The following is a 20560-nucleotide window of genomic DNA, read 5'->3' as shown; positions in this document are numbered from 1 at the left end:
TTGGGCCGCATCCATCCAGTCCCGAAATTGGCGACCGGATGGTATAAATCTGGAGAGTATCCGGCAGAATTCAAGAGCGATCGTATTCCTGACTCTGCCCTCTCGCCCCTGCGGCGGGATCAGGCTATGGACGGCGAACATTATCGCTCCAGTCAACAGGACCACCATGCCCACGCTCATCCTTCTTCGTCACGGCCAGTCGCAATGGAATCTCGAAAACCGCTTCACCGGATGGTGGGATGTCGACGTCACCGCCAAGGGTGTCGAAGAGGCGCGCGCCGCCGGTGTGTTGATGCGCGACAAGGGTTTGGCGCCTGATACCTGCTTCACTTCGGTGCAGACGCGCGCGATCAAGACGCTCAATCTGGCGCTCGAGGAAATGGGGCGGTTGTGGTTGCCGGTGACCAAGGACTGGCGCTTGAACGAGCGGCATTATGGCGGGCTGACCGGACTCGACAAGGCCGAAACGGCGGCCAAGCATGGTGACGAACAGGTCAAAATCTGGCGCCGCAGCTTTGACACGCCGCCGCCGCCGCTCGCCGCCGATTCGCCCTATAATCTGTCAAAAGATCCGCGCTATGCCGGGATTGCGATTCCGAACACCGAAAGCCTGAAAGACACGATTGCGCGTGTCCTTCCCTATTATGAGGCGACTATCGCGCCCGAATTGCGCGCCGGAAAAACCATCCTGATCTCGGCGCATGGCAACAGCCTGCGGGCGCTGGTCAAGCATCTGTCGGGGATCAGCGATGCCGACATCACCGGGCTGGAAATTCCGACCGGACAGCCGATCATCTATGACCTTTCCGACGACCTGACGGCGCGTGAGCGTTATTATTTGAAGGACCGGTAATCAGGCGAGCGGGTTAAAGCGTTCCGCTGACCGTCAGTTCAAACAACTGACCATATTTGCGCCGTCGGCTTTCCGAGAAAGCCACGGGGCCGAGACGACGATTGACAAAGACGGTGCGGTCCAGCGCATCTTTCGACCCGGCGAGATTTTGAAACGATGCCTTGACCGTGAAGCCGGCGACATTTTTATGTTCGATAAACAGGGTGACGAACGGGCCAACAGAAAATTCATGATTGATGGAATCAAGGCGTATTCCGGGGCTGTACTGTTCGGCATAATATTTGACTCCCCATGCGATCTGGCTGCCGGGAATGTCGTCTCGCAGAGTGAGGTCAACTTGATATTTTTGCCCATAGCTTTGGTTGCGCCATAGTCCGGTCAATGGGTCGCGGACGCGATTGCGGCGCAAAGTGATGTCGCTATCGATGCGCGCGCCCTTCCACCCTGCCGGATCAAGCAGCAAGGTCGCTTTTGAACTCAGCCGATACTGGTTGGCGCCGGGCAAATTGCCGCGCCCTTCGGTGGTCGGTGACAGGGGAATCTGGTCGACCAGATCCTGCGCATAGGCATAGGCGACGGCAATCGACGCATGGCCCCAGCGGCCCAGATCTTGCACGACTTCCAGTTCGGTGCGGTTGACGATCGGCGGGACCAGTCTGGCATTGCCACCATTGCCCTGATTGTTTGCGACATCGACCGAGCTTGCAAAATCGAGAAAATCGAGCTGGTCGACGCGACGTTGGATAAAAAAATTGATCGTCGTTTTGGGCGTGACTTTCCACGCGAGCGCGACCTTGCCCTTGGGGCGGATAAATTGGCGCGTGAGTCCATTTGGCCCTGATGAACTGAGCTCGCTATATTCGGCCCCCAAATTGACCTGCGCCGAAAGATTGCTGGCAAGCGATCTGCCCCAGGTCAGCGATAGCTCGCTTCGCTTTTCTTCCACTTTGGTTAGCTCCCCGCCGAACAGGATGGGCAGGAAGCTGCCGTCGGGCTGTAATTCGGCGAGTTCGGCCTCGACGTCGAGGCTGTTATAGACGCCTTCCAGCGCGACTTGCCAGTCGGTGCCGCCGCTGGTGCGCCAGCCATATTCTCCACGTAGGATCGATTCGGCTTCGCGTGAGCCACGGGTGAAACGGTTCCCGCTGCGTTCGCCGATTTCGCTATCAATGACGAAGCGGCTGACCGTCGGGCTATGTTCGTCGAACTCATGGAGGCCAATCAGTTTCAACCGTCCGCTGCCCAGCCCCAGCTCATAATCGCCGCCAATGTCATAATTCCACTCATGCTCATTATAATCATAGCGTTCGCGTACCGTGCCAGCGCCGGGTTGTTCCGACAATCCGCTGGTTGCCTGATCAATACGGACCAGCTGGCCGCCGAGATTCAGATTCCATTTATTGCCATTGGCGGTGGTCCGCGAAAGCGCCGTCGATACTCGGGGCCGATCGCCAAAATAATGCGCAAATTCGTCGCGGGTGAATTGCAGGACTCCATTGCCGTCAAACACCTTCTCTGGCCCCCAATGGCCATTGCGGTTCGTGCCAGTGTGAAGGCTGATCGTCACATCGGTGCCGCCCAGGTTACCCGTCGTGGAAATCTCTCCGTTCAACCAATTGTCGGGTAGCCGCGGCCGAAAATCCGGATTCCACAGGATCGTAGTCTTGAACTTACCGCTGTGGCCACCGGCAACCATAATGACATTTGCGACTTGCCCCGTCAGCCCGGGGACGTTCAGGCTCGCTCCGTCAACAATGTCGATATAGGCGACCTGATCCGCCGTGACCCGTGACAAGGCGGTGCTAGCACTCGTGGATTTACTGGCGATGCGTTCGCCATTGATCAGTATATTTTGTGTGGCCTGACCGAGGCCGCGATTACCGCCATTGGTGTCGGTAACGATCTGGAATCCGGGGATTTTTTTTATCATGTCGAGCGCGGTGCGCGGAGAGAATTGTGCGAAGTCGGCGGGGGTATAGCGTTGCGCAATTTGGTCCGAAGCCACAGTGGCGGACGCCGCATCACCGGCATCGTCCTGCGCCCATGTTGCTGTTGGCATAGCCAGCATTAAGGCCAGGGCCAACGACGACCCGATAGTAACATCCTTCATGTAAACCCCTTTGTGTGTTACTGCTATGTTACAGTATAGCAGTAACGTCAATCGGGTGCGGCGATGGTCAGGATCTCATCGTCGGAAACTTCGCACAGATTAACGCGCGGGGCTGCTAGAGGGTGGGGGCGTCAGAGAGAGGGGGCTAAGTGCCAATCAGTCGCGGAGCAACTCGTTGATTCCTGTCTTGGCACGCGTTCGTGCATCGACGCGCTTGACGATGACCGCGCAATAAAGCGACGGGCCGGGGCTGCCGTCGGGCAGCGGCTTGCCGGGCATGGCACCCGGAACGACCACAGCAAAGGGCGGGACTTCGCCCATGAAGATTTCGCCGGTCGCACGGTCGACGATCTTGGTCGAGGACCCCAGATAGACGCCCATCGACAGCACCGCGCCCTCGCGCACGATCACGCCTTCGGCAACCTCTGCCCGCGCGCCGATGAAAGCGCCGTCTTCGATCACCACCGGACCCGCTTGCAAGGGTTCAAGCACCCCGCCGATCCCAGCGCCGCCCGACAGATGGACATTGGCGCCAATCTGCGCGCAGCTGCCGACGGTGGCCCAGGTATCGACCATCGTGCCTTCGCCGACGCGCGCGCCGATGTTGATAAAGCTGGGCATCAGCACCGCGCCTTTGCCGATATGCGCGCCCTGTCGGACGACCGCGCCGGGAACGGCCCGAAAGCCGGCCTCGCGGAATCGATTCTCGCCCCAATTGGTAAATTTGGACGGGACCTTGTCCCACCAGCGCGCGCCGTCAGGTCCACCCTCGATCAGCGTCATATCGTTGAGGCGAAAGGACAGGAGCACCGCTTTTTTCAGCCATTGATTGACCTGCCACAAGCCGTCGGGCTGGCGGCTTGCGACGCGAAGGCTGCCATCATCCAGACCGGCAAGCGCGGCCTCGACGGCATCGCGTTCGGCGCCCTTGCTGTTGATCGTCAAACTGTTACGCGCATCCCATGCGGCATCAATGGTGGCTTGCAAGTCGGCGGTCATAGGGTCCTCATCGGTAATGCTAATGTTTCAAGCCAGTCGGTCAGGTCGGTCGCGCGAAAATCAACCCTGTCGGGTTGGTGGTCGCGATGGCCACTTTCGGACCCGTTGTCCAGCCACAGAGTCGTCATCCCCAGCGCTTTGGCAGGGGTCAGGTTGCGCGCCATATCCTCGACAAACAGGCTGCGGGTCGGGTCGACGTCATGGCGCGCGATCATCCTGTCATAGGCCGCTGCGTCAGGCTTGGGCGTATAGCCGGTGGCGCGAATGTCGCAGATACCCTCGAACAAATCACCGATCCCGCGGGCATCCAGCACCCGTTGGGCATAATCGGCATCGGCGTTGGTAAAGATCAGCCGCCGACCCGGCAGCTGTTCAAGCCCTTCGCGCAACCGCGCGCAAGGCTGCAACCGGTCGAGGCTGATGGAATGAACATCGACCAGAAAATCTTCCGGCTCGACGCCATGATGCGCCATCAACCCCGCCATGGTCGTACCATGGTCGTGAAAATAGCACTTCTGGACCCGCCGCGCCTCTACGGCATCGCATCCCAGCAAGCGCATGATATAGGCTCCCATGCGCGCATCAATCAGCGCGAACAGATCGGCTGTTGGCGGATAAAGCGTGTTGTCGAGATCAAAAATCCAACAGTCGATATGGTCAAGTTCGGGATGGGGCATAGCCGCGACCTATCCGCTTGACCGGCGACGAACAAGGCGTCAGCACTGATTCACGGCTTGGCAAGGCGTTTCCGTTTAGGCTGCGCGCTATGCTTTCGTTAAAGCGCGCCAGGGAAACTCCCGTGCGTAATGGCGGACAAGGGAGGGCGGTCATGCATCAGTTTGGCAACGATAAGCGTGGAGCATCATCACGGCTTTGGCTGGTCGGTTGCGCGAGCCTTGCGGTGCTCTCGCTCGCCGGTTGCGGCGGCGGAGGTGGGGCGAGGCCGAACCCGATCGCTGCGCCGCCCCCCGCTCCCGCGCCCACGCCAGCACCAACTCCAGCACCAACTCCAGCGCCGACTCCAACGCCAACTCCGACACCGCCCCCGCCTACAGGTTTTGACTTTACGACCGCCGAAACGGGGCGTTCGGACGGGGTCAATTATCATGGCGCGATCACCGCTTATCAGGCTGGAGCGACGGGCAAAGGCATTCTTGCGGCGGTCATCGACAGCGGAATCGATGTCGATAGCCCGGAATTTGCCGGACGCATTTCATCGCAATCAGCCGATGTCGCAGGGGCTCGCGGCATCGACGCAGAGGATGATCATGGCACCAATGTCGCGCAAATATTGCTCGGCGGAAAAGACGACAAAGGCACATTTGGCATAGCCTTTGAGGCGGATTTTCTGGTGTTGCGCGCTGACCGCCCGGGAAGTTGCGCCACCGAAGATCCCGATGATGATGAAAGCGGTTGTCGCTTTCCAGAGGATGCCATTGCCACTGGCGTTGACCGCGCCGTCGCTGCCGGTGTGCGGGTGATTAATCTCTCGCTTGGCGGCGGGGATCCGCCGGGGTCACAGCTGCGCGCCGCGATTGCTCGCGCTACTGCGGCGGGGGTCATCATCGTCGCTTCTGCAGGCAATGAAGGCGACACGACCGCCAATGGAAATGACCCGACCAACCCGGAACCCTTTGGCCAAGGGCTGTTAGAGGCCGGTGGTGATCTGGTCATCCTTGCCGGTTCGGTCGATGACAGCGGCACATTCTCCGACTTCAGCAACCGTGCAGGGAACTTTTCCGCCAACTTCCTGTCCGCGCTCGGCGAAGGCGTGTGCTGTGCCTATGAAAATGGCGTGCTGAAAACCGAAACCCGCCCTGATGGCACCTTTGTCTTTCTGCTCAACGGAACAAGCTTTTCCGCGCCGCAGATTGCCGGTGCAGTGGCCTTGCTCGCGCAGGCTTTCCCCTCCTTGTCGAGCCAGCAGATTGTCAGCTTGCTCTATCAATCTGCCCGCGATGCCGGTGCGACGGGCAGCGATGCCGTGTTTGGCCAAGGCATATTGGATATTGCCGCCGCGTTTCAGCCGGTCGGCTCTACGTCGCTGGCCGGAACAAGCACGGCGCTGCGCCTTGATCAACCCTTGGGCATCCTTGGCGGACCGATGGGAGATGCTGGATCGCAGTCTTCGGACGGCACCGTTGGATTGGTGACCGACGGATTTGGACGCGCCTTTGCGGTCGATTTCTCGCGCGCGCTGGTCCAGCGGCGACCGCAACGTCGATTGTTCGCGGCGCTCAGCGGCACCATCCGCCAGCAACAGGTTGCGACCGGCGATCTTTCGCTATCGCTGACATCGACGCCCGGCCGGACCAGTCTGGTTCCGGACTCGCTTGCTGCCCTGACAACGCGCGATGCCGACCGCGCCCGCACGCTGGCCGCATCGGTCATCACCCGCCTCGACGCGCATACCCGCGTCGGTTTGGCCGCTGGCCGTAGTGTCAGCGGCATGGTCGCGGGCGAACGCGGTGAGCGTGGGGCCGCCATGTTGGTCAGCGATTCGGCGGGCGAGGGCATAAGCATTGCCGCCAGTCCGCGTTTCGGCACGCTGCTGCGCCATAATCTGGGTAAGGGGCAGGCGATTACCCTGACCGCCGAGGGCGGCTGGGTCGGCGGATCGGCGTGGCAGGAAGATCCGGTGCAACGGCTGCAATATCGCCGCGACAGCCGCTATCAAATGATCGGCGCGGGCTGGGACGGCGCGGTTGGTCCCGCGCATCTGGCCGCCGGCGCGGCATGGCTTCGCGAATCGGACAGCTTGCTCGGCGCGCGGCTCGGCGCGTTGTTTGGTGCTGGCGGGGCAACAAGCTTAGTGGCCGACGCCAGCATCCGTACCGACCTGCCGCATGGCTGGCGATTGGCGGCAGCATGGCGCCAGATGTGGACGCGCCCCGACCGCGCCGGACTGGTCGCTGGCGGGCAACTCACCTCGAACGCCTTTTCGATTGATGCGAGTAAATGGGGTGTCTTGCGTGCCGATGATCGCGCCGTGCTGCGTTTGTCACAGCCATTGCGGGTCAGCTCCGGCGGCCTCGGCCTCTCTTTGCCGATTGCCTATGATGCGGCCAGCGGCACCGCCGAATTTGGCACGCGCACGTATAATCTGTCACCCACCGGGCGCGAACTGGCGCTCGAGGCGAGCTATCTTGTCCCGCTTTTCGGCGGCGATCTGACCGCGAACAGCTGGTGGCGACGCGATCCGGGTCATATCGCTGCCCTGCCTGCCGATATTGGCGGTGCAGTGCGCTTTACCCTCGGGTTTTAGTCGCCAAGATTCTTTTGTTAGAAAATTACCCGGCCCTTGACCGGGACGGGAATCACGCGTAGTGGCCCGCTCGACCGGAAACGGGGCTTTGCCGCCGCTTTTGGTTACAACAGCGCTTGAACATTGCTGGCGCGGATGGAGCCTCCGGGGGTCGAATGGGATCAACCGGGGTCTTTTGCTGTTACAAGGTCGCCCTTTTCTGCGGTTTTTCGCAAGGAATGGGCGGTGCTGCATCCACCGCGGTAGAGTAACCGTTCGCTTTGATGGGCGAACATTTTAAGGTGAAGCATTCATGCCCACGATCAACCAGCTGGTCCGCAAGGGCCGGACTCCGCAAAAGGCGAAGTCCAAGGTTCCGGCGATGGAGGCAAACCCGCAAAAGCGTGGCGTTTGCACCCGTGTCTATACGACGACCCCGAAAAAGCCGAACTCGGCATTGCGCAAAGTGGCCAAGGTCCGCCTGACCAACGCGCGCGAAGTCATTTCCTACATCCCCGGCGAAGGCCACAACCTCCAGGAACATAGCGTCGTGCTGATCCGTGGCGGTCGTGTCCGCGATCTTCCCGGTGTGCGCTATCACGTCCTGCGCGGCGTGCTCGATACACAGGGTGTGAAGGACCGCAAGCAGAGCCGTTCGAAGTACGGCGCCAAGCGTCCGAAGTAAGGCCGCCGCTTTTTCTGGTGAAATTGATCATCCCAGGTCGCTCATGCGCCGGGATGCTGTTGTAAGAGGAATTATCTATGGCTCGTCGTCGTCGTCCTGAACGTCGCGAAATCCTGCCGGATCCCCGTTTCGGTGATATCGTGCTGTCAAAATTCATGAACAGCGTCATGCTGGACGGAAAGAAATCGACCGCCGAAGGCATCGTTTATGGTGCTTTGGAATCGGTTGAAGCCCGCGCCAAGAAAGAACCGGTATCGGTCTTTCATGAAGCGCTTGCGAATATCCGCCCGAACATCGAAGTGCGCAGCCGCCGCGTCGGTGGTGCGACCTATCAGGTGCCGGTCGAGGTTCGCCCCGATCGTGCGCAGGCCCTCGCCATTCGCTGGCTGATCACCGCTGCGCGCAACCGCAGCGAAACGACGATGGCCGCGCGCCTGTCGGGTGAGTTGCTCGATGCGTCGAACAATCGCGGCAATGCAGTGAAGAAGCGTGAAGATACGCACCGGATGGCCGAAGCCAACCGCGCCTTCTCGCATTATCGCTGGTAACTTTTCTTCCGATATCGAGGGAGGCCCAGCCGGCCTCCCTCCAGCACTAAGGAATCTGACATGGCACGCAGCCATCCGCTCGACAAATATCGCAACATTGGGATTATGGCGCACATCGACGCCGGTAAGACCACGACCACCGAGCGCATTCTTTATTACACCGGCAAGTCCTACAAGATCGGCGAAGTCCATGACGGCGCCGCGACGATGGACTGGATGGAGCAAGAGCAAGAGCGCGGCATCACGATCACGTCGGCTGCGACGACTTGCTTCTGGGACGATCACCGGATCAACATCATCGACACCCCCGGGCACGTTGACTTCACTATCGAAGTCGAACGTTCGTTGCGCGTGCTCGATGGCGCGGTCGCCTGTTTTGATGGCGTTGCCGGCGTTGAGCCGCAGTCCGAAACCGTGTGGCGGCAGGCCGACCGTTATGGCGTGCCGCGGATGTGCTTCATCAACAAGCTCGACCGCACCGGTGCGAATTTCGAATATTGCGTTCAGTCGATCATCGATCGTCTGGGTGCGCGCCCGGCCGTGCTCTATATCCCGATCGGGATCGAGGCAGACCTGCTGGGTCTCGTCGATCTGGTGAACAACCGCGCCATCATCTGGAAGAATGAAGCGCTGGGCGCCGAATTCTTTTACGAAGATATTCCGGCCGACCTCGTCGACAAAGCCGCTGAATATCGCACCAACCTCATCGAAATGGCTGTCGAGCAAGACGATGATGTGATGGAAGCCTATCTGGGCGGTGAAGAGCCTGATGTGGCGACGTTGAAGCGTTTGATCCGCAAGGGCACGCTGAACCATGCGTTCGTCCCCGTCTGCTGTGGCTCGGCGTTCAAGAACAAGGGCGTTCAGCCGCTGCTCGACGCGGTGGTCGACTATATGCCGTCGCCGCTCGACATTCCTGACGTCGAAGGCCTGAAGCTTGACGGCGAAACCAAGGATTCGCGTCCGCCCAAGGACGATGCTCCGCTTTCGCTTCTGGCTTTCAAGATCATGAATGATCCGTTCGTCGGCAGCTTGACCTTTGCCCGCATCTATTCGGGCACCCTGACCAAGGGCACCTATTTGAACTCGGTCAAGGACAAGAAGGAAAAGATTGGCCGCATGTTGTTGATGCATGCCAACAGCCGCGAAGACATTGATGAAGCCTTTGCGGGCGACATCGTGGCGCTGGCGGGTCTTAAGGAAACGACGACGGGTGACACGCTGTGCGCGTCGAGCGCGCCGATCATCCTTGAACGCATGGTCTTCCCTGATCCGGTGATCGAGTTGAGCGTTGAGCCCAAGACCAAGGCCGACCAGGAACGGATGGGCATTGCGCTCAACCGTCTGGCCGCCGAAGATCCCAGCTTCCGCGTGTCGACTGATCATGAATCGGGTCAGACGATCATCAAGGGCATGGGCGAGCTTCACCTCGACATTCTCGTCGATCGCATGAAACGCGAATTCAAGGTCGAGGCCAATGTCGGTGCGCCGCAGGTGGCGTATCGCGAATCGCTCGCCAAGGCCGTTGACGTTGATTACACCCACAAGAAGCAGTCGGGTGGCTCGGGCCAGTTCGGTCGCGTCAAGGTGACGGTTGTGCCCGGCGAACGGGGTTCGGGCATTGTTTTCAGCGACGAGATCAAGGGCGGTAATATTCCGCGCGAATATATCCCGTCGGTTGAAAAGGGTATGCGCGACTCGGCTGACAATGGTCATATGATCGGCTTCCCGATCATCGATTTCGAGATCAAGCTGACGGACGGCGCTTATCATGACGTCGATTCGTCGGCACTGGCGTTCGAAATCGCGGGTCGTGCAGCGATGCGCGAAGTGGCGGCCAAGGCCGGCATCAAGCTGCTTGAGCCGGTGATGAAGGTCGAAGTGACGACGCCCGAGGATTTCATGGGTGACGTTATCGGCGATCTGAACAGCCGTCGCGGCCAGATTCAGGGCACGGACAGTCGGGGCAATGCCCAGATCGTCGAAGCAATTGTGCCGCTGGCCAACATGTTCGGTTATGTGAATCAGCTGCGCAGCTTCAGCCAGGGGCGCGCCAATTATTCGATGCAATTCTCGCATTATGAAGAAGTGCCGACGAGCGTCGCCGAAGAAGTGAAAGCGAAGATGGCATAAGAGTCATACCGAGCGAGACAAGTTTCGGCGTCGTCGGAACAGAGTTTCGCCCTGTGGGGCTTGCCCTCTTCATCAAAGCCGATTAAGGGCGGCGCCTGTTTCAGCAGGCGGTCGTACCGACTGAGTAATATCTGAGCAATTGAACACGCCAGACGAAGGACAAGGGTTAATATCATGGCCAAGGCAAAATTTGAGCGGAACAAGCCGCACTGCAACATCGGAACCATCGGTCACGTCGACCATGGCAAGACCTCGCTGACCGCAGCGATCACCAAGGTGCTCGCCGAAACGTCGGGCGGTACCGCTGTTGATTTCGCAAACATCGACAAGGCTCCCGAAGAGCGCGAGCGCGGCATCACCATTTCGACGGCGCACGTCGAATATGAAACCGCTGCACGCCACTATGCGCACGTCGATTGCCCGGGACACGCCGACTATGTGAAGAACATGATCACCGGCGCGGCGCAGATGGACGGCGCGATCCTCGTGGTGTCGGCTGCTGACGGCCCGATGCCGCAGACCAAAGAGCACATCCTGCTCGCCAAGCAGGTCGGCGTTCCGAACATGGTCGTATTTCTGAACAAGGTTGACCAGCTGGACGATCCCGAACTGCTCGAACTGGTTGAGCTGGAAATCCGTGAAGAACTTTCGAAGCGTGATTATGATGGCGATAACATCCCCATCATCGCCGGTTCGGCTCTCGCTGCCCTCGAAGGCAAGACCCCTGAAATCGGTTCGGAAGCCATTCTGAAGCTGATGGAAGCTGTCGACAGCTGGATCCCGCAGCCGGAGCGTCCGCTCGACAAGCCCTTCCTGATGCCGATCGAAGACGTTTTCTCGATCTCGGGTCGTGGTACGGTTGTGACCGGTCGCGTTGAAACCGGTGTAGTCAAGGTCGGTGAAGAAGTCGAAATCGTCGGCATCAAGGACACCAAGAAGACCGTCGTGACCGGCGTTGAAATGTTCCGCAAGCTGCTCGATCAGGGCGAAGCTGGCGACAACATCGGCGCGCTGATCCGCGGTGTTGGTCGTGAAGAAGTCGAGCGTGGCCAGGTTCTGGCCAAGCCGGGTTCGATCACCCCGCACACCGAGTTCACCTCGGAAGTTTATGTCCTGTCGAAGGACGAGGGCGGCCGTCATACGCCGTTCTTTGCGAACTATCGTCCGCAATTCTACTTCCGCACGACGGACGTCACCGGCGAAGTTATCCTGCCCGAGGGCACGGAAATGGTTATGCCGGGCGACAACGTTCAGCTGTCGGTCAAACTCATCGCTCCGATCGCCATGGACCAGGGTCTGCGCTTCGCAATTCGCGAAGGTGGCCGCACGGTCGGCGCAGGGGTTGTGGCTTCGATCACAAAGTAATATAGGCCGCGAGCCGCACGGGTCAGACTGATTCGCGCGGCTCGCAGTTTTTTGAAGTTTTAATGGTCGTTCCGGCTTCCATCAGGAAATCCGGGTCGGTCCATTTCGGCTCTTTCGCATTGTCAGACGGGATTCGACTGGAATAGTCATGGAAACGCAGAACATCCGCATTCGCCTTAAGGCCTTCGACCATCGTGTGCTCGATCAGGCCACCACCGACATCGCCGATACGGCGCGTCGCACGGGTGCTTTGATCCGCGGCCCAATCCCGCTGCCGACGCGCATTGAAAAATTCACCGTGAACCGCGGCCCGCACATCGACAAAAAGTCGCGCGAGCAGTTTGAAGTTCGCACCCACAAGCGGTTGCTCGATATCGTGCAGCCCACCCCGCAGACGGTTGACGCGCTGATGAAGCTCGATCTTGCCGCGGGCGTGAACGTAGAAATCAAGCTCGCCTAATCGTCAGATTAGGAGAGCGCAGCCCCCGCGCAGGCGGGGGCCTCTGTCGTCAAGGTGCTTCGGTGCCGACCAATTCCGGTTAGACCCGGAATGACGAACAAGAGGGCGATACCGCCGGTTGCTTCCTTCGGGAGGCATGTACGACCGGGCTGCGTCCCCCGTCTCGCCACTGCTCCTTCGGGATGGTGGCACCTCAGCCCGGACGGGGCGATGCATCACAATTTGGGCTGGCACGCCGCGCGGAATGGTCCGCCCGGCCTCTGTGAGGAGTTTGATCATGCGGACTGGCGTGATCGCGAAAAAAATGGGGATGACCCGCCTGTTTCAGGACGATGGACGGCATGTGCCGGTCACCGTGCTGAGCCTCGAAGGCTGTCAGGTCGTTTCCGTGCGCGACAAAGAACGTGATGGCTATGTGGCCGTCCAATTGGGTGCTGGCACTGCGAAGGCGAAGAATGTCGCCAAGCCGCAGCGCGGCGTTTTTGGCAAGGCCGAAGTTGAGCTCAAAGCCAAGCTGGTTGAATTCCGCGTGTCCGATGACGCCACGCTGGACGTCGGCGCAGAGCTTTCGGCTGACCATTTCGTCGCCGGCCAGATCGTCGATATCCAGGGCGTGACGCAGGGCAAGGGCTTTGCCGGCGCGATGAAGCGTTGGGGTTTCGGCGGTATGCGCGCAACCCACGGCGTTTCGATCAGTCACCGTGCCCATGGTTCGACCGGTAACCGTCAGGATCCGGGTCGCGTCTTCAAGAACAAGAAGATGGCCGGCCATATGGGCGCACGCAATCGCACCCAGCAAAATCTGGAAATCGTCCGCACCGACGTCGAGCGCGGCCTTATCTTCGTCAAGGGATCGGTTCCCGGGTCGAAGGGTGGCTGGCTGATGGTTCGCGATGCAGTCAAGCTGCCGCGTCATCCGGAGGCTCCCTATCCGGGCAGCGTCAAGAGCGCGGCCAACGCCAATCAAGAAGCCCCGGCGGATGCGCCTGCGGATACCCCGGTTGAAGAAACCGTGGTCGATGCAGCCACCACCGACGGCGCACAGGAGTCCTGATCATGAAGGTCAAGGTTCAATCCATCGACGGCAAGGCCGGCGCAGACATCACGCTCAGCGATGATGTTTTCGGTGTCGACCCGCGCGCCGACATTCTGCACCGTGTTGTCAGCTGGCAGCTTGAAAAGCGTCGCGCTCCGGCTCGCGCCGCACGCGAGCGCAGCGATGTTGCCCGCACCGGCAAGAAGTTCGGTAATCAAAAAGGTGGCGGTACGGCCCGTCACGGTGATCGTGCAGCCCCGATCTTTATCGGCGGCGGTAAGGCACATGGCCCGCGGGCTCGTGTCTTCGGCCACTCGCTGAACAAAAAGATCCGCACGCTGGGCCTGAAAATGGCTCTGTCGGACAAAGCCAAGGGCGGCAAGATTGTTGTTCTCGACTCGTTCGAACTCAAGGATGCCAAAACCAAGGCACTGGCCGGCAAGCTCGACAAGCTGGAGCTTGGTAGTCGCGCGCTGTTTATCGACGGCGATGCGGTGCACGAAAGCTTCGCGATGGCGTCGGCCAACCTCATCGGTATCAACGCGATGCCGGCGATGGGCGCCAACGTCTATGACATTTTGCGCGCCGACACGCTGGTCCTGACCCGCGCAGCGGTCGAAAAGCTGGAGGCACGCTTCAATGGCTAAGGCAACAACCGTAGATGCACGGCATTATGACGTGGTCCTGGCACCAGTGATCACTGAAAAATCGACCCTGCTCAGCGAAAATAACGCGGTGGTGTTTCGGGTTGCGAACGACGCAACCAAGCCCGCCATCAAGGCCGCCGTCGAGGCGCTGTTCAATGTCAAGGTGGTGAGCGTCAACACGCTGAACACCAAGGGCAAGACCAAGCGTTGGAAGGGCAAGCCCTACACCCGTAGCGATGTCAAAAAGGCGATCGTCCGTCTGGCCGAAGGCCAGTCGATAGACGTGACCTCAGGCGTCTGACGGTCAGGGAAGGCAGAAAAAAATGGCACTCAAATCCTATAATCCGACCAGCCCCGCACAACGCGGCCTGATCCTTGTTGATCGGTCCAGCCTGTGGAAGGGCAAGCCCGTCAAGGGTCTGACCGAAGGCAAGAACAAGACCGGTGGCCGTAACCACAAGGGTCATGTGACGTCGCGCGGTATCGGTGGTGGTCACAAGCAAAGCTATCGCATGATCGACTTCAAACGTCGTAAATGGGATATGCCCGCCACGGTCGAGCGTTTGGAATATGACCCCAACCGCACCGCCTTCATTGCGCTTCTGGCTTATGAAGACGGCACCCGCACCTATATCCTCGCACCGCAGCGCCTTGCGGTTGGCGACACGGTGCTGGCCGCCAAAAAGACCGACGTAAAGCCGGGCAATGCGATGGAACTGTCGCAGATGCCGGTGGGTACGATCGTTCACAACATCGAGATGAAGCCCGGCAAGGGTGGTCAGATCGCTCGCGCCGCCGGCACCTATGCACAGGTTGTTGGCCGTGACCGTGGTCTTGTCATCGTCCGCTTGAACTCGGGTGAGCAACGCTACATCCGCGGCGATTGCATGGGCACGGTGGGCGCTGTGTCGAACCCCGACAATGGCAACCAGAATCTGGCGAAAGCCGGTCGCAACCGCTGGGCGGGCAAACGCCCGCTGACGCGTGGTGTTGCAAAGAACCCGGTCGATCACCCGCACGGCGGTGGTGAAGGCCGGACCTCGGGCGGTCGCCATCCGGTGACGCCATGGGGCAAGCCGACCAAGGGTGCTCGTACCCGCTCGAACAAATCGACCGACAAGATGATCATCCGGTCGCGTCACGCCAAGAAGAAGAGGTAAGCCATGGCTCGCTCGATCTGGAAAGGTCCTTTCGTGGACCTGCATCTGCTCAAGAAAGCAGAAACGGCGCAGGACGGTGCCAAGAACACACCGATCAAAACCTGGTCGCGTCGCTCCACCATTTTGCCTCAGTTCGTGGGGCTGACCTTCAACGTCTATAACGGCCGCAAATTTGTGCCGGTGTCGGTGAACGAAGATATGGTCGGCATGAAGCTCGGCGAATTTGCGCCGACGCGCTTCTTCCCCGGCCATGCGTCTGACAAGAAGGGCAAACGGTAATGGGCAAGGCAAAATCCCCCCGTCGCGTTGCAGATAATGAGGCGCTGTCGGTCGGCACGCAGATTCGCGGTTCGGCTCAAAAGCTGGGCCTCGTTGCCGCGCTGATCCGCGGCCGCAAGGTCGAAGACGCGATGAACGTCCTCTCTTTCTCGACGAAGGCGATGGCCGTTGACGTCCGCAAGGTGCTCGCAAGCGCGATCGCCAATGCGGAAAACAACCATAACCTCGACGTTGATGCGCTGGTCATCAAGGAAGCGAGCGTCGGCAAGTCGCTTTCGATGAAGCGCTGGCACGCCCGTGGTCGCGGCAAGTCGACCCGGATCGTCAAGCCGTTCAGCCGCATCCGCATCGTCGTGCAAGAACAAGAAGAAGAGGCGTAAGATGGGTCAGAAGAGCAATCCGATCGGTCTGCGTCTGCAGGTCAACCGCACCTGGGACAGCCGCTGGTTCGCCGAAGGGCAGGACTATGGCCGTATGCTGGTCGAGGATCTGAAGATCCGCAACTTCATCTTCAAACAGCTTCCGCAGGCAGCGATCTCCAAGGTCGTTATCGAGCGTCCGGCCAAATTGTGCCGCGTTTCGGTTTATGCTGCACGCCCCGGTGTCATCATCGGCAAAAAGGGTGCGGACATTGAAAAGCTTCGCAAGCAACTGGGTGCGATGACGGACAGCGACGTGTCGCTGAACATCGTCGAAATCCGCAAGCCCGAAGTCGACGCCAAGCTCGTCGCGCAAGGCATTGCTGATCAGCTCGAACGCCGCGTTGCTTTCCGCCGCGCCATGAAGCGCGCCGTACAATCGGCGATGCGTCTGGGCGCCGAGGGCATCCGGATCAACTGTGCGGGCCGCCTTGGCGGTGCCGAAATCGCGCGCACCGAATGGTATCGCGAAGGCCGGGTTCCGCTGCACACGCTGCGCGCCAATGTCGACTATGCCGAAGGCACTGCCCACACCGCTTATGGTGTTTGCGGAATCAAGGTGTGGATCTTCAAGGGCGAGATTCTGGGTCATGACCCGATGGCAACCGATCGTTTGATGCTGGACGCGCAAACGTCGGGCGTGCGCCCGGCGCGCGATGACCGCCGCTAAGGACTGCTGACATGTTGCAACCGAAAAAAACCAAGTTCCGCAAGGCTTTCAAAGGCCGCATCCATGGGCTCGCCAAGGGCGGAACCGACCTGAACTTTGGCTCTTATGGGCTGAAGGCGATGGAACCCGAGCGGATTACCGCTCGTCAGATCGAAGCGGCCCGCCGCGCGATCAGCCGCGCCATCAAGCGTCAGGGCCGTTTGTGGATCCGTATCTTCCCCGACGTTCCCGTGTCGTCGAAACCTGCCGAAGTCCGCATGGGTAAAGGCAAGGGCGCGCCGGAATTCTGGGCCGCGCGGGTCAAACCGGGTCGCATTTTGTTTGAACTCGACGGCGTTCCCGGCCCCGTGGCCGCGCTGGCGTTCGAACGCGCTGCGATGAAGCTGCCGATCAAGACCAAGGTTGTTGCCCGTCTCGGCGACACCTCGCATCTGGAGGGTTGAGGTCATGTCCAAGACCGAAGATTTCAAAACCAAGACCGACGACCAGCTCGCCGAACAGCTTGGCGAATTGAAGCGCGAAGCATTCAACCTGCGTTTCCAGGCGGCGACCGGCCAGATGGAAAAAGCATCACGCGTCAAAGAAGTGCGGCGTTCGATCGCCCGCATCAAGACGCAGCAGACCGAGCGCGTGCGCTCGGCCGCGAAATAAGGAGGCTGTCATGCCAAAGCGCATTCTGACTGGCACGGTGGTGTCCGACAAGGGCGACAAGACTGTCGTGGTGAAGGTCGAGCGGAAGGTTAAGCACCCGCTCTATGGCAAGATCATCCGTCGCTCGAAGAAATATCATGCCCATGACGAAGATAATTCGTTCAAGGCAGGGGAAACGGTTCGCATCGAAGAAACGAAACCGATCTCCAAGCTGAAAACCTGGAAAGTGCTCGACAAGGTCGACACCCACAGCAAGCCAGCTACCGCAGCCCCAGCAGCGGCTCCTGCCGCCGCCGAGGCCTGACACAAGTTTCACGGAACCGTCGGGGTTGCCCGATAGGCCAAAGAAGAAGGAAGTGCATCGATGATCCAGATGCAGTCACAATTGGAAGTCGCTGACAACAGCGGTGCCAAGCGCGTCCAGTGCATCAAGGTGCTGGGCGGGTCGAAGCGCCGTGTTGCTGGCGTCGGCGATGTCATCGTCGTGTCGATCAAGGAAGCGCAACCGCGCGGCAAGGTCAAAAAGGGTGACGTGCATCGCGCCGTCATCGTTCGCACCCGTAAGGATGTGCGCCGCGCCGATGGTTCGGTCATCCGCTTTGACACCAATGCCGCTGTTCTCGTCAACAAGAGCGAAGAGCCAATTGGCACGCGCATCTTTGGCCCGGTCGTGCGCGAACTGCGCGGTCGCGGTTTCATGAAGATTATCAGCCTGGCACCGGAGGTGCTGTAATCATGGGTATGGCAAAAATCAAAAAAGGCGACACCGTCGTCATCCTGTCCGGCAAGGACAAGGGCAAGACGGGCGAAGTGACGCAGAGCCTGCCGAAAGACGGCAAGGTTGTGGTCGCTGGTGTCAATATCATCACCCGCCACAAAAAACCGACTCAGGCCAATCCGCAAGGTGGCCTCGAACGGTCCGAAGCGCCGCTGTATGTCAGCAAGGTCGCCATCGCTGATCCCAAATCGGGTAAAGCGACGCGCGTGCGCTTTGAAACCGGCAAGGACGGCAAGAAAGTCCGTGTGGCAGTTAAGTCCGGGGAGACGCTCAATGGCTGATAAATACACCCCCCGTATGCGGAGCCGCTATGACGAGGTGATCGTGAAAGCGATGACCGAGAAGTTCGGCTACAAAAATGCGATGGAAGTGCCTCGTATCGAAAAAATCGTCCTGAACATGGGCGTTGGCGATGCGGTGCAGGACAAGAAGAAAGTCGATGTCGCTGCTTCCGAAATGGAGCTGATCGCGGGCCAAAAGCCGGTGATTACCAAGGCGAAGAAATCCATTGCCGGCTTCAAGCTGCGCGAAGGTATGCCGATCGGTTGCAAGGTGACCCTGCGCCGCGAACGCATGTATGAATTTCTTGATCGGCTGATCACCATCGCGATGCCGCGTATTCGCGACTTTCGCGGGGTTTCGGCGACGAGTTTCGACGGTCGTGGCAACTATGCCATGGGCCTGAAGGAACAGATCATCTTCCCCGAAATCAACTATGACCGCATCGATCAGGTGCGCGGCATGGATGTAATCGTGACCACCACGGCTCGCACGGATGACGAAGCCCTTGAACTGCTCCGGCTGTTCGGCTTCCCCTTCCCGATCGAAGTCGAAGAAAAGGCAGCCGCCTGACTCCCCCGCAAAGGGACCAGGCCGTGCAAACCAGAGGAAAGAGAACTTAAGTCATGGCGAAACTGAGTTCAGTGAACAAAAATGAACGTCGCAAGAAGCTGGTGAAGAAATATGCCGGCCGTTATGCGAAGTTGAAGCAACTGGCGAACGACAAGTCGCTCGACGAGGGCGAGCGTCTGATCGCGCGCCTCAAGATGGCGGAAATCCCGCGCAACGGAAACCCGACCCGCATCCGCAATCGTTGCGAGATGACCGGACGTCCGCGCGCATATTATCGCAAATTCCGGCTGTGCCGCATTCAGCTGCGCGATCTGGCCAACAAAGGCCTGATCCCCGGCGTTGTGAAGTCGAGCTGGTAAGGAATACGCAAGATGGCAATGACCGATCCTCTGGGTGATATGCTCACCCGCATCCGTAACGGCCAGCAGGCCAAGAAGGACAGCGTTTTGACGCCGGCCTCGACCCTGCGTGTCCGCGTGCTCGATGTGCTTCAGCGCGAAGGCTATATCCGTGGTTACAGCGAAGAAGCGCTGGGCAATCGCGGTCAGCACAAGGGCATCCGCATCGAGCTGAAATATTTCGAAGGCCAGCCGGCCATTCAGCATGTGGCCCGCGTCTCGAAACCTGGCCGCCGCATCTATTCGGCTTCGAAAGAATTGCCGATCGTGCGCAACGGCCTGGGCATCACGATTGTGTCGACCCCGCGCGGCGTCCTGTCGGACGCCGAGGCCCGCGAGAATAATGTCGGCGGCGAAGTGCTGGCGGAGGTATTCTGATCATGTCACGTATTGGCAAGAAAGTAGTGGCGATCCCCAGCGGCGTTACCGCCGCGATCGAAAGCGGTGAGCTGTCGGTCAAGGGTCCCAAAGGCACGCTGGCTCTCCAGCTTGCCGAGGATATCGCCTATGAAGTCAAGGAAGGCGAGATTTCGGTCCAGCCCGCGAATGACAGCAAAGCCGCCCGCGCCTTTTGGGGTATGCAGCGGACGTTGGTACAGAATTTGATCACGGGCGTGACCGAAGGCTTTACCAAGGTGCTGGAAATCAACGGCGTTGGCTATCGTGCCAATTCGCAGGGCAAGATGCTGAAGCTTCAGCTTGGCTTTAGCCATGATGTTGATTTCCCCATTCCCGATGGCATCGATATCAAGACGCCGGACAATACGACGATCGAGATCAGCGGCATCAACAAGCAGCAAGTCGGCCAGGTCGCGGCGGAAATCCGTCGCTGGCGCAAGCCTGAACCCTATAAGGGCAAGGGCATCAAATATCGCGGCGAGTACATCTTCCGCAAAGAAGGCAAGAAGAAGTAAGCCATGGCACATCTTACCACCTTTCAAAAACGTCGTCAGCGGGTTCGTACCGCTTTGCGGCAACGCGCTGCAGGCCGTCCGCGGCTTTCGGTGCACCGTTCTGGTCGGCATATTTATGCCCAGCTTATTGATGACGCCGCCGGGCAAACGCTCGCCGCCGCTTCGACGCTGGACAAGGATGTGCGCGGCAAGGCTGGCGCGACGGCCGCTGCTGCGGCTGACGTTGGCAAGCGCCTCGCCGCTGCCGCCAAAAAGGCGGGCGTGACGCAGGTCGTGTTCGACCGTGGCGGCTTCCTGTTCCACGGGCGCATCAAAGCGCTGGCCGAAGCCGCACGCGAAGGCGGATTGGAGTTTTGATG

General features: G+C 59.7%; 27 protein-coding genes. 24 read left to right on the top strand and 3 right to left on the bottom strand.

Translation table 11 applies throughout. The annotated features are described in order from the left end of the window. Positions 1-166 precede the first annotated feature (166 nt). Positions 167-853, top strand: coding sequence for a 2,3-diphosphoglycerate-dependent phosphoglycerate mutase (gene gpmA, locus ACR3XE_RS02010; RefSeq protein WP_486185878.1), 687 nt, complete (start codon positions 167-169; stop codon positions 851-853). Positions 854-866: 13 nt separating this feature from the next. Here the strand turns inward: gpmA and ACR3XE_RS02005 are convergent, their stop codons facing one another. From ACR3XE_RS02005 to ACR3XE_RS01995, 3 genes are all read right to left on the bottom strand, one after another. Next, positions 867-2963 (bottom strand): TonB-dependent receptor plug domain-containing protein, encoded by a 2097-nt coding sequence (locus tag ACR3XE_RS02005; protein WP_473699247.1) that lies wholly within the window; start codon positions 2961-2963, stop codon positions 867-869. A 156-nt stretch (positions 2964-3119) separates the two neighbouring features. After that, positions 3120-3962, bottom strand: a complete 843-nt coding sequence (gene dapD / locus ACR3XE_RS02000) for a 2,3,4,5-tetrahydropyridine-2,6-dicarboxylate N-succinyltransferase (protein WP_473699248.1) — start codon at positions 3960-3962, stop codon at positions 3120-3122. Then, positions 3959-4639 carry a pyrimidine 5'-nucleotidase gene (locus ACR3XE_RS01995; RefSeq protein ID WP_473699249.1) on the bottom strand — a complete coding sequence of 227 codons (681 nt, stop codon included), beginning with the start codon at positions 4637-4639 and terminating at the stop codon, positions 3959-3961. The genes dapD and ACR3XE_RS01995 overlap by 4 nt, the downstream gene beginning before the upstream one ends. 152 nt (positions 4640-4791) lie before the next feature. On the opposite strand from ACR3XE_RS01995, the gene ACR3XE_RS01990 reads away from it, so the two are divergent. From ACR3XE_RS01990 to rplR, 23 genes are all read left to right on the top strand, one after another. Next, positions 4792-7227 carry a S8 family peptidase gene (locus tag ACR3XE_RS01990; RefSeq protein ID WP_473699250.1) on the top strand — a complete coding sequence of 812 codons (2436 nt, stop codon included), beginning with the start codon at positions 4792-4794 and terminating at the stop codon, positions 7225-7227. Between the two features lie 292 nt (positions 7228-7519). Continuing rightward, entirely contained in the window at positions 7520-7891 is a 372-nt protein-coding gene (gene rpsL, locus ACR3XE_RS01985) for a 30S ribosomal protein S12 (RefSeq protein ID WP_089216050.1), read from the top strand. 77 nt (positions 7892-7968) lie between these two features. Then, positions 7969-8439 (top strand): 30S ribosomal protein S7, encoded by a 471-nt coding sequence (gene rpsG / locus ACR3XE_RS01980; RefSeq protein ID WP_473699251.1) that lies wholly within the window; start codon positions 7969-7971, stop codon positions 8437-8439. A gap of 60 nt (positions 8440-8499) precedes the next feature. Further along, positions 8500-10572: an elongation factor G gene (gene fusA / locus ACR3XE_RS01975; protein ID WP_486185877.1), complete on the top strand. Its 2073-nt coding sequence runs from the start codon at positions 8500-8502 to the stop codon at positions 10570-10572. 174 nt (positions 10573-10746) lie between these two features. Then, a complete protein-coding gene (gene tuf / locus ACR3XE_RS01970) occupies positions 10747-11937 on the top strand; it encodes an elongation factor Tu (RefSeq protein WP_473699252.1) in 1191 nt (396 codons plus the stop codon). A gap of 148 nt (positions 11938-12085) precedes the next feature. Beyond that, the gene (rpsJ, locus tag ACR3XE_RS01965; RefSeq protein ID WP_011543089.1) at positions 12086-12397 is read left to right on the top strand and encodes a 30S ribosomal protein S10; all 312 of its coding nucleotides are present in this window, start codon (positions 12086-12088) and stop codon (positions 12395-12397) included. Between the two features lie 277 nt (positions 12398-12674). Next, positions 12675-13451: a 50S ribosomal protein L3 gene (gene rplC, locus ACR3XE_RS01960; RefSeq protein ID WP_473699253.1), complete on the top strand. Its 777-nt coding sequence runs from the start codon at positions 12675-12677 to the stop codon at positions 13449-13451. A gap of 2 nt (positions 13452-13453) precedes the next feature. Further along, on the top strand, positions 13454-14080 hold the full coding sequence (rplD, locus tag ACR3XE_RS01955; RefSeq protein WP_473699254.1) for a 50S ribosomal protein L4: 627 nt from the start codon (positions 13454-13456) through the stop codon (positions 14078-14080). Next, complete coding sequence (locus ACR3XE_RS01950; protein ID WP_473699255.1) at positions 14073-14381, top strand: 50S ribosomal protein L23; 309 nt, start codon at positions 14073-14075, stop codon at positions 14379-14381. Before rplD ends, ACR3XE_RS01950 begins: the two co-directional genes overlap by 8 nt. Before the next feature lie 22 nt (positions 14382-14403). Next, a complete protein-coding gene (gene rplB, locus ACR3XE_RS01945; RefSeq protein ID WP_473699256.1) occupies positions 14404-15240 on the top strand; it encodes a 50S ribosomal protein L2 in 837 nt (278 codons plus the stop codon). A gap of 3 nt (positions 15241-15243) precedes the next feature. Next, the gene (rpsS, locus tag ACR3XE_RS01940; RefSeq protein ID WP_473699257.1) at positions 15244-15519 is read left to right on the top strand and encodes a 30S ribosomal protein S19; all 276 of its coding nucleotides are present in this window, start codon (positions 15244-15246) and stop codon (positions 15517-15519) included. Continuing rightward, positions 15519-15899 (top strand): 50S ribosomal protein L22, encoded by a 381-nt coding sequence (gene rplV / locus ACR3XE_RS01935; protein ID WP_473699258.1) that lies wholly within the window; start codon positions 15519-15521, stop codon positions 15897-15899. The genes rpsS and rplV overlap by 1 nt, the downstream gene beginning before the upstream one ends. 1 nt (position 15900) lies before the next feature. After that, the gene (gene rpsC / locus ACR3XE_RS01930; RefSeq protein WP_473699259.1) at positions 15901-16608 is read left to right on the top strand and encodes a 30S ribosomal protein S3; all 708 of its coding nucleotides are present in this window, start codon (positions 15901-15903) and stop codon (positions 16606-16608) included. Positions 16609-16619: 11 nt separating this feature from the next. Next, positions 16620-17051, top strand: coding sequence for a 50S ribosomal protein L16 (rplP, locus tag ACR3XE_RS01925; protein ID WP_473699260.1), 432 nt, complete (start codon positions 16620-16622; stop codon positions 17049-17051). Between the two features lie 4 nt (positions 17052-17055). After that, positions 17056-17259: a 50S ribosomal protein L29 gene (rpmC, locus tag ACR3XE_RS01920; RefSeq protein WP_473699261.1), complete on the top strand. Its 204-nt coding sequence runs from the start codon at positions 17056-17058 to the stop codon at positions 17257-17259. 10 nt (positions 17260-17269) lie between these two features. Then, positions 17270-17563, top strand: a complete 294-nt coding sequence (rpsQ, locus tag ACR3XE_RS01915; RefSeq protein ID WP_473699262.1) for a 30S ribosomal protein S17 — start codon at positions 17270-17272, stop codon at positions 17561-17563. A gap of 60 nt (positions 17564-17623) precedes the next feature. Next, a complete protein-coding gene (rplN, locus tag ACR3XE_RS01910) occupies positions 17624-17992 on the top strand; it encodes a 50S ribosomal protein L14 (RefSeq protein WP_473699263.1) in 369 nt (122 codons plus the stop codon). Between the two features lie 2 nt (positions 17993-17994). Further along, on the top strand, positions 17995-18318 hold the full coding sequence (gene rplX / locus ACR3XE_RS01905) for a 50S ribosomal protein L24 (RefSeq protein WP_473699264.1): 324 nt from the start codon (positions 17995-17997) through the stop codon (positions 18316-18318). Continuing rightward, complete coding sequence (gene rplE, locus ACR3XE_RS01900) at positions 18311-18889, top strand: 50S ribosomal protein L5 (protein WP_473699265.1); 579 nt, start codon at positions 18311-18313, stop codon at positions 18887-18889. Before rplX ends, rplE begins: the two co-directional genes overlap by 8 nt. Positions 18890-18942: 53 nt before the next feature. Further along, positions 18943-19248, top strand: a complete 306-nt coding sequence (gene rpsN, locus ACR3XE_RS01895) for a 30S ribosomal protein S14 (RefSeq protein ID WP_473699266.1) — start codon at positions 18943-18945, stop codon at positions 19246-19248. 12 nt (positions 19249-19260) lie between these two features. Next, the gene (gene rpsH, locus ACR3XE_RS01890; RefSeq protein WP_473699267.1) at positions 19261-19665 is read left to right on the top strand and encodes a 30S ribosomal protein S8; all 405 of its coding nucleotides are present in this window, start codon (positions 19261-19263) and stop codon (positions 19663-19665) included. Positions 19666-19667: 2 nt separating this feature from the next. Beyond that, entirely contained in the window at positions 19668-20201 is a 534-nt protein-coding gene (gene rplF / locus ACR3XE_RS01885; RefSeq protein ID WP_473699268.1) for a 50S ribosomal protein L6, read from the top strand. Positions 20202-20204: 3 nt separating this feature from the next. Beyond that, on the top strand, positions 20205-20558 hold the full coding sequence (gene rplR, locus ACR3XE_RS01880; RefSeq protein WP_473699269.1) for a 50S ribosomal protein L18: 354 nt from the start codon (positions 20205-20207) through the stop codon (positions 20556-20558). Positions 20559-20560 lie beyond the last annotated feature (2 nt).

The organism is Sphingopyxis sp. 10G20-10 (genome assembly GCF_057365075.1).
The sequence above is the reverse complement of the archived record's forward strand: the minus strand, read 5'-3'. Positions and strand labels throughout refer to the sequence as shown.

What these genes read in the sequence shown, in the direction of transcription:
- rpsG (WP_473699251.1), top strand. Translation starts at nt 7,969, where the DNA reads ATGGCTCGTCGTCGTCGTCCTGAACGTCGCGAAATCCTGCCGGATCCC.
- rpsS (WP_473699257.1), top strand. Translation starts at nt 15,244, where the DNA reads ATGGCTCGCTCGATCTGGAAAGGTCCTTTCGTGGACCTGCATCTGCTC.
- rpsQ (WP_473699262.1), top strand. Translation starts at nt 17,270, where the DNA reads ATGCCAAAGCGCATTCTGACTGGCACGGTGGTGTCCGACAAGGGCGAC.
- rplR (WP_473699269.1), top strand. Translation starts at nt 20,205, where the DNA reads ATGGCACATCTTACCACCTTTCAAAAACGTCGTCAGCGGGTTCGTACC.
- rpmC (WP_473699261.1), top strand. Translation starts at nt 17,056, where the DNA reads ATGTCCAAGACCGAAGATTTCAAAACCAAGACCGACGACCAGCTCGCC.
- ACR3XE_RS01950 (WP_473699255.1), top strand. Translation starts at nt 14,073, where the DNA reads ATGGCTAAGGCAACAACCGTAGATGCACGGCATTATGACGTGGTCCTG.
- rpsL (WP_089216050.1), top strand. Translation starts at nt 7,520, where the DNA reads ATGCCCACGATCAACCAGCTGGTCCGCAAGGGCCGGACTCCGCAAAAG.
- rpsJ (WP_011543089.1), top strand. Translation starts at nt 12,086, where the DNA reads ATGGAAACGCAGAACATCCGCATTCGCCTTAAGGCCTTCGACCATCGT.
- rpsH (WP_473699267.1), top strand. Translation starts at nt 19,261, where the DNA reads ATGGCAATGACCGATCCTCTGGGTGATATGCTCACCCGCATCCGTAAC.
- rplB (WP_473699256.1), top strand. Translation starts at nt 14,404, where the DNA reads ATGGCACTCAAATCCTATAATCCGACCAGCCCCGCACAACGCGGCCTG.
- fusA (WP_486185877.1), top strand. Translation starts at nt 8,500, where the DNA reads ATGGCACGCAGCCATCCGCTCGACAAATATCGCAACATTGGGATTATG.
- rplP (WP_473699260.1), top strand. Translation starts at nt 16,620, where the DNA reads ATGTTGCAACCGAAAAAAACCAAGTTCCGCAAGGCTTTCAAAGGCCGC.
- rplX (WP_473699264.1), top strand. Translation starts at nt 17,995, where the DNA reads ATGGGTATGGCAAAAATCAAAAAAGGCGACACCGTCGTCATCCTGTCC.
- rplV (WP_473699258.1), top strand. Translation starts at nt 15,519, where the DNA reads ATGGGCAAGGCAAAATCCCCCCGTCGCGTTGCAGATAATGAGGCGCTG.
- ACR3XE_RS02005 (WP_473699247.1), bottom strand. Translation starts at nt 2,963, where the DNA reads ATGAAGGATGTTACTATCGGGTCGTCGTTGGCCCTGGCCTTAATGCTG.
- gpmA (WP_486185878.1), top strand. Translation starts at nt 167, where the DNA reads ATGCCCACGCTCATCCTTCTTCGTCACGGCCAGTCGCAATGGAATCTC.
- dapD (WP_473699248.1), bottom strand. Translation starts at nt 3,962, where the DNA reads ATGACCGCCGACTTGCAAGCCACCATTGATGCCGCATGGGATGCGCGT.
- rplN (WP_473699263.1), top strand. Translation starts at nt 17,624, where the DNA reads ATGATCCAGATGCAGTCACAATTGGAAGTCGCTGACAACAGCGGTGCC.
- tuf (WP_473699252.1), top strand. Translation starts at nt 10,747, where the DNA reads ATGGCCAAGGCAAAATTTGAGCGGAACAAGCCGCACTGCAACATCGGA.
- rplE (WP_473699265.1), top strand. Translation starts at nt 18,311, where the DNA reads ATGGCTGATAAATACACCCCCCGTATGCGGAGCCGCTATGACGAGGTG.
- ACR3XE_RS01995 (WP_473699249.1), bottom strand. Translation starts at nt 4,639, where the DNA reads ATGCCCCATCCCGAACTTGACCATATCGACTGTTGGATTTTTGATCTC.
- rplD (WP_473699254.1), top strand. Translation starts at nt 13,454, where the DNA reads ATGAAGGTCAAGGTTCAATCCATCGACGGCAAGGCCGGCGCAGACATC.
- rplC (WP_473699253.1), top strand. Translation starts at nt 12,675, where the DNA reads ATGCGGACTGGCGTGATCGCGAAAAAAATGGGGATGACCCGCCTGTTT.
- rplF (WP_473699268.1), top strand. Translation starts at nt 19,668, where the DNA reads ATGTCACGTATTGGCAAGAAAGTAGTGGCGATCCCCAGCGGCGTTACC.
- rpsN (WP_473699266.1), top strand. Translation starts at nt 18,943, where the DNA reads ATGGCGAAACTGAGTTCAGTGAACAAAAATGAACGTCGCAAGAAGCTG.
- ACR3XE_RS01990 (WP_473699250.1), top strand. Translation starts at nt 4,792, where the DNA reads ATGCATCAGTTTGGCAACGATAAGCGTGGAGCATCATCACGGCTTTGG.
- rpsC (WP_473699259.1), top strand. Translation starts at nt 15,901, where the DNA reads ATGGGTCAGAAGAGCAATCCGATCGGTCTGCGTCTGCAGGTCAACCGC.